This is a genomic window from Pseudonocardia xinjiangensis (assembly GCF_012911925.1).
GTDB classification, from domain to species: Bacteria; Actinomycetota; Actinomycetes; order Mycobacteriales; family Pseudonocardiaceae; genus Pseudonocardia; species Pseudonocardia xinjiangensis.
Genome location: NZ_JAAXKY010000254.1, coordinates 1 through 5048 on the forward strand (window position 1 = coordinate 1; position 5048 = coordinate 5048).

Here is a 5048-nt window from a genome sequence, read left to right on the forward strand (position 1 = left end):
TCGTCGAGCTGCACGACACCTACCGCGCAGTGTCCACCATCGACGACGCGATCGGGTTCCTCGAACGGGATGAGACCCTGCCCAGCCTGATCTCCGCCTCGGGCGTGGGATGGGCGCTCCTGGCGCAGCTGGCGGCCGACGCCGTCGGCGGCGGCCGGCAGCGCACCGAGCCGATCCGGCAGGCCCAGGAGCACCTGCGCCGCAACTTCGCGAAGCCGGTGAGCGTGCCGGACCTGGCCCGCACGGCAGGGTTGTCGCCCTCGCACTTCTCCGCGCTCTTCCGCGCCGCGACGGGCGGTGGCGTCGTCGAGTACACCAAACGCCTGCGGATGGCGCGGGCGCGCGAACTGCTCATCACCTCGTCGCGCACCATCGCCGACATCGCGACGGCCGTCGGCTACACCGACGCGTTCTACTTCTCGCGCCAGTTCCGCACGGTCCACCGATGCAGCCCCAGCGACTACCGCAGCGGGAACCGGGGAGCGTGAGGCTCCCTCTCAGGCATCGCTCAGCCTCGGCGAGGATGCTGGGACACGGAGGGGATGTCCATGAGTGCCATCGGAGCTGTGCTCGGATTCGTCCTACTGCTGTTCCTGATCGTCCTGGTCGTGCGTGCCGTGCTGGACTGGACGGGCGTGCTGGGCGCGGGAGACTCCGGCGGGGTCGCCAAGGCCCGGCGGCTGTCGCACACGCTGACCGAGCCGGTGCTCGCGCCGGTGCGTCGGGTGCTGAAGCCGGTGCGGGTCGGCTCGGTGCAGATCGACCTCGCGTTCACGGTCGTGTTTCTCGTGGTGCTCGTGCTGCGGTCGATCGTGCTCTCCTTCTAGGTACGAGCCCGTACGACCACAGCAGCGGTCCGGCTCCACTCCGCGCGGGAGTGGAGCCGTTGACCGGCGTGTGTCAGTTCTGTTGCCGCCGCATTCCGGCCGAACAAGCGAATCGGAATCAATGACGGTGTGAGCCAGGGCATTCTGTCTCGGCGCGCATTTTCCGTAAGCTGGATACCGTATTCACGGGAGGGCTGGGGCGCGTCCGAATCGGCCGCGAATGGTCCTTTGCTGCCTGCACAACCGTTCCCAGTGCCTGGTTATTTGTTCGGGTTCGGCGTCAGAGCGCAGACAACGGAAGGAGTCCGCCATGGCCGACATGTCCGAGGCTCGTCCACCGGGGGCAGCCACCACGCCACCGGCGCGTGCCTCGCGGCAAGCACGCCGGGCCGCTGCCGCGAGCCTCATCGGTACGACGATCGAGTTCTATGACTTCTTCATCTACGGACTGGCGGCCAGCCTGGTTTTCGGCAGCCAGTTCTTCCCGTCCTTCTCGCCGGTCGCCGGGACATTGGCGGCGCTGAGCACGTTCCTGGTGGGTTTCGCGGCCCGACCGATCGGTGCGGTCGTGTTCGGCCACTTCGGCGACCGGATCGGCCGCAAGCGCCTGCTCGTGATCTCCCTGCTCACCGCCGGTGGTTCGACCGTCGTGACCGGACTGCTGCCGACCTACTCCGCGATCGGCGTCGCCGCACCGGTCTTGCTCGTGCTCTGCCGGCTGGTGCAGGGGCTCGGCCTCGGCGGGGAGTGGGGAGGTGCCGTGCTCATGGCCGTCGAGCACGCGCCGCCCCGCCGTCGCATCGTCTTCGGTGCCCTCCCGCAGATGGGGAACCCGGCCGGACTGGTCCTGGCCACCGTGGTCACGCTGGTGTGCACCACGGTGCTGCCCGTGCGCGAGTTCCAGTCGTGGGGGTGGAGGATCCCGTTCCTGCTGAGCGTCACATTGATCATCGCCGGGGTGATCGTCCGTAGCCGCCTGCGCGAGAGTCCCGCCTTCGACCGGGTGCGGGAATCGCGACAGCTGGTGCGATTCCCGCTCGGTGTGCTCGTCCGCAGGTACCCGAGGGCACTGATCGCGGGCACCCTGGCGGTGACCGCCTCCCCGGCGATCGGCCTGCTGGTCGCCGTCTATCTCCTCCCGTACGGGCAGCGGGACCTACACCTCTCCACCGTCACGATGCTTGTTCTCACCGGGGTGTTCGGCGTGGTCTTCTTCTTCGCGATCTGGATCTCCGCCGGTGTCTCCGGACGTTTCGGGGTCCGCCGCGTCAGCGTCGTCGGACTGGTGTCCGTGGCGATATGGGCGGTGCCGTTCTTCCTGCTCCTCGACAGCCGGTCGCTCCCGGCCGCAGTCATCGCGTACGCGGGCGTCGGTGTCACCGTCGGCGCGGTGAACGGCCCGCAGGCCACCCTGCTGGCGGACCTGTTCCCGGTACGCGTGCGCTACAGCGGCGCGTCCCTCACCTTCCAGCTCTCCTCGGTGCTTGGTGGCGCGATCACCCCGGTCGTCTCGACGGCGCTGCTGGCCGCCACCGGCAGCGGCCTGTCCATCGCGGTGTGGGTCGTCGCCATCGCGGTGATCAGCCTGGTCTCGGTGACCTGTCTGCACCTCGGGAGCGGCGTCGACCCGATCGAGGAACAGGGCACCGAACTGGCGCAGGTCGCGTAACCCCGATCCGTTCGCCGAGGTCAGCCGCCCACGTGCACGACGGGACGGCGGTCGAGGTCCTTCTCCGCCTGCCGGATGATCTCGCGGGTGACCGGGGCCGTCTCGCCCCGGCCGAGCAGGACGTAGCGCAGCAGGTGGGTGAGCGGGTTCCCCTCCGACCACTGGAAGTGCAGGTGGGGCCGGAAGCCGGTCTCGTCGCGGATGCGGAGCATGATCGCGGCGAGCGCGTTGGGGACCGCAGGGCTCCGGGTCCGCAGTACCCGGTAGCCGTCGACGTCCACGCCGCGTACGTGGAGCACCTGGGAGAAGTCCGACGGGTCGCTGACGTCGACCTCGAGGAACACGATCGGGGAGGCCTCCGGGATCGGGTTGAGGTCGCGCTGCTCGCGTTCCTTGTCCCGGTACTCCGCCAGGTCGCCGGCCTGGCGCTTGTTCGCGATCACGTGCAGCGCGCCGTGGTCGATACAGCTGGCGATGTAGGCGGCGGCGGGCTCGTCGAAGTCGATGTCGTCGGCGCGCAGCTCGGTGGCCCGGGACAGCCTCGACACCAGCGAGATGATCACCATGCCGGCGATGAAGGCGAGAGAGATGACGATGCCGTCGGGCTTCTCGACGATGTTGTCGACCAGCGCGTAGAGGAAGACGAGGGTCACCACGGCGAACCCGAGCACGGCCCGGGGCCGGCGGCGCCGCCATACGGACACGGTGACCGCGAACGCGGCGGAGACCAGCATGACGAGAATCCCCGTGGCGTACGCACCCGCCTGCGCGTCGACACTCGCCCCGAAGATGACCGTCAGGCCGACCGACACCGCCGTGTAGACGAGCACCACCGGCCGGACCGCGCGTGCCCATTCGGGCGCCATCCCGTAGCCCGGCAGGTACCTCGGCACGATGTTGATCAGGCCTGCCATCGCCGACGCTCCGGCGAACCACAGGATGAGGATCGAGCTGAGGTCGTACACGGTGCCGAAGGCGTCCCCGAGCAGCTGATGGGCGAGGTAGGCCAGCGCGCGCCCGTTGGCCTGGCCGCCCGGCTCGAACTCCGCCGGTGGGACGAGCACGGTCGTGATGAAGCTGGTCGCGATCAGGTAGCCGCTCATGACGAGCGCGGCGACGGTGAGGAGCCTGCGCGTGTTGACGATCCGGTGGTGCAGCCGCTCCTGCGGGGTGGCGCCGTCGGCGTGCACCAGCGGCATCATGCTCACGCCTGTCTCGAAGCCGGACAGGCCGAGCACCAGCAGCGGGAACGCCAGGAACGCCGTGCCGAGCGCGTTGCCGAACCCGCCCGTGCTCAGCAGGGCGTCCACCCAGTTGCCCAGCACCACGGGGTGCCCGATCGCCTCGACCAGTCCTGCGACCACCACCACGGCGTTGAGCAGCAGGAACACCACGACCAGCGGTACCGCCACCCCGACGGCCTCGCTGAACCCGATCAGGAACACCCCGCCCAGAACGAGCAGGAGAACCACGGTGATGAGTACCTGGTGGCCGGTGAGCCAGTCGGGGGCGAACGGGTTCTCCACGAAGTGGGCGGTGGCGTCCGCCGACGACAGCGTGATGGTGATGATCCACGACGTGGCGACGAACCCGAGCAACGTCAGCACGAAGAACTTGCCCCGCCAGAACGGCAGCAGCCGCTCCAGCATCGCCACCGACCCCTGGCCGTTGGGGCTCTCCGCCGCGACCCGCCGGTACATCGGCAGCATCCCGAACAGGGTCAGCACGACGATCAGCAGCGTCGCCAGCGGGGAGACCGCCCCGGCGGCCAGCGCGGCGATGCCCGGCAGGTAGCTCAGCGTGGAGAAGTAGTCGACCCCGGTCAGGCACATGACCTTCCACCACGGGTGCTCGTCGTGGTGGGTCTCCTTGGCCGCCGGACCGGGGACGGACTCCACCCGGTGGTGCAGCAGCCAGCGCGCGAGCCCGTTCGGCGGGCGCCGGTCGGATGCGTCGGGGCGGGGAGGCCCTGCCTGCTCGCGGATCGCGTTCACCGCGAACCTCCTGCCCAGCTCATCGCGCATCCTCTCCTCGTCCGGACCCCGGGACCATCCGCGGTACGGCCCGCCTGCACTCGGCACGGATCTTGCCGGTAGTCGGTTCAGCGGACATTCGTGCTCGTTCGCTCCGCACATACCTTTCGGCCTGGGTGGAGGAGGCGGCGCAGCGCGGTTGTTCGCGGGTCGGGCGCCCCGACATCAGGCGTCGGTTAGAGGGTGTAACCACCTGCTCTGCGCGAGCGAAGGGCTCATCGTGCATCGACGTCGCGCCCTCCTGATCATCCCCGCGCTCCTGACCGCCCTGGTGGCCTGCAGCACGTCCACAACCGCACCCTCGGCCGTCGTGTCGAGCACCACGGCGTTGACGAGCAGCCCGGCGCCGACGACCACCGCCGCCCCCACGACCACGCCGGCGCCGACCACGATCGCCGCGGCACCGGTGGCCGTCGCCGCTGTTCAGGCGCCCGTCGTACGCCCTCCGGTCCCCTCTCCCGCGCCCACGAAGGCCACGACCAGGCCCCCGGTCACGGTGGCAGCTCCCGCCCCGAAGCC

General features: G+C 69.8%; 5 protein-coding genes. 3 read left to right on the plus strand and 2 right to left on the minus strand.

Going from position 1 to position 5048, the window contains the following annotated elements; genetic code table 11:
• The 3 genes from HF577_RS36380 to HF577_RS36390 form a co-directional block, all read left to right on the plus strand.
• Nucleotides 1-488: helix-turn-helix domain-containing protein (locus HF577_RS36380; protein ID WP_169400543.1), on the plus strand; the 488-nt coding region annotated here is incomplete at its 5' end.
• 60 nt (nt 489-548) lie between these two features.
• The gene (locus tag HF577_RS36385) at nt 549-827 is read left to right on the plus strand and encodes a YggT family protein (RefSeq protein ID WP_169400544.1); all 279 of its coding nucleotides are present in this window, start codon (nt 549-551) and stop codon (nt 825-827) included.
• A gap of 310 nt (nt 828-1137) precedes the next feature.
• Complete coding sequence (locus tag HF577_RS36390; protein WP_169400545.1) at nt 1138-2496, plus strand: MFS transporter; 1359 nt, start codon at nt 1138-1140, stop codon at nt 2494-2496.
• 20 nt (nt 2497-2516) lie between these two features.
• Here the strand turns inward: HF577_RS36390 and HF577_RS36395 are convergent, their stop codons facing one another.
• Nucleotides 2517-4520, minus strand: coding sequence for an APC family permease (locus tag HF577_RS36395; protein WP_211175396.1), 2004 nt, complete (start codon nt 4518-4520; stop codon nt 2517-2519).
• Nucleotides 4521-4694: 174 nt separating this feature from the next.
• The gene (locus tag HF577_RS36400; RefSeq protein WP_169400546.1) at nt 4695-4919 is read right to left on the minus strand and encodes a hypothetical protein; all 225 of its coding nucleotides are present in this window, start codon (nt 4917-4919) and stop codon (nt 4695-4697) included.
• Between the last annotated feature and the right edge of the window lie 129 nt (nt 4920-5048).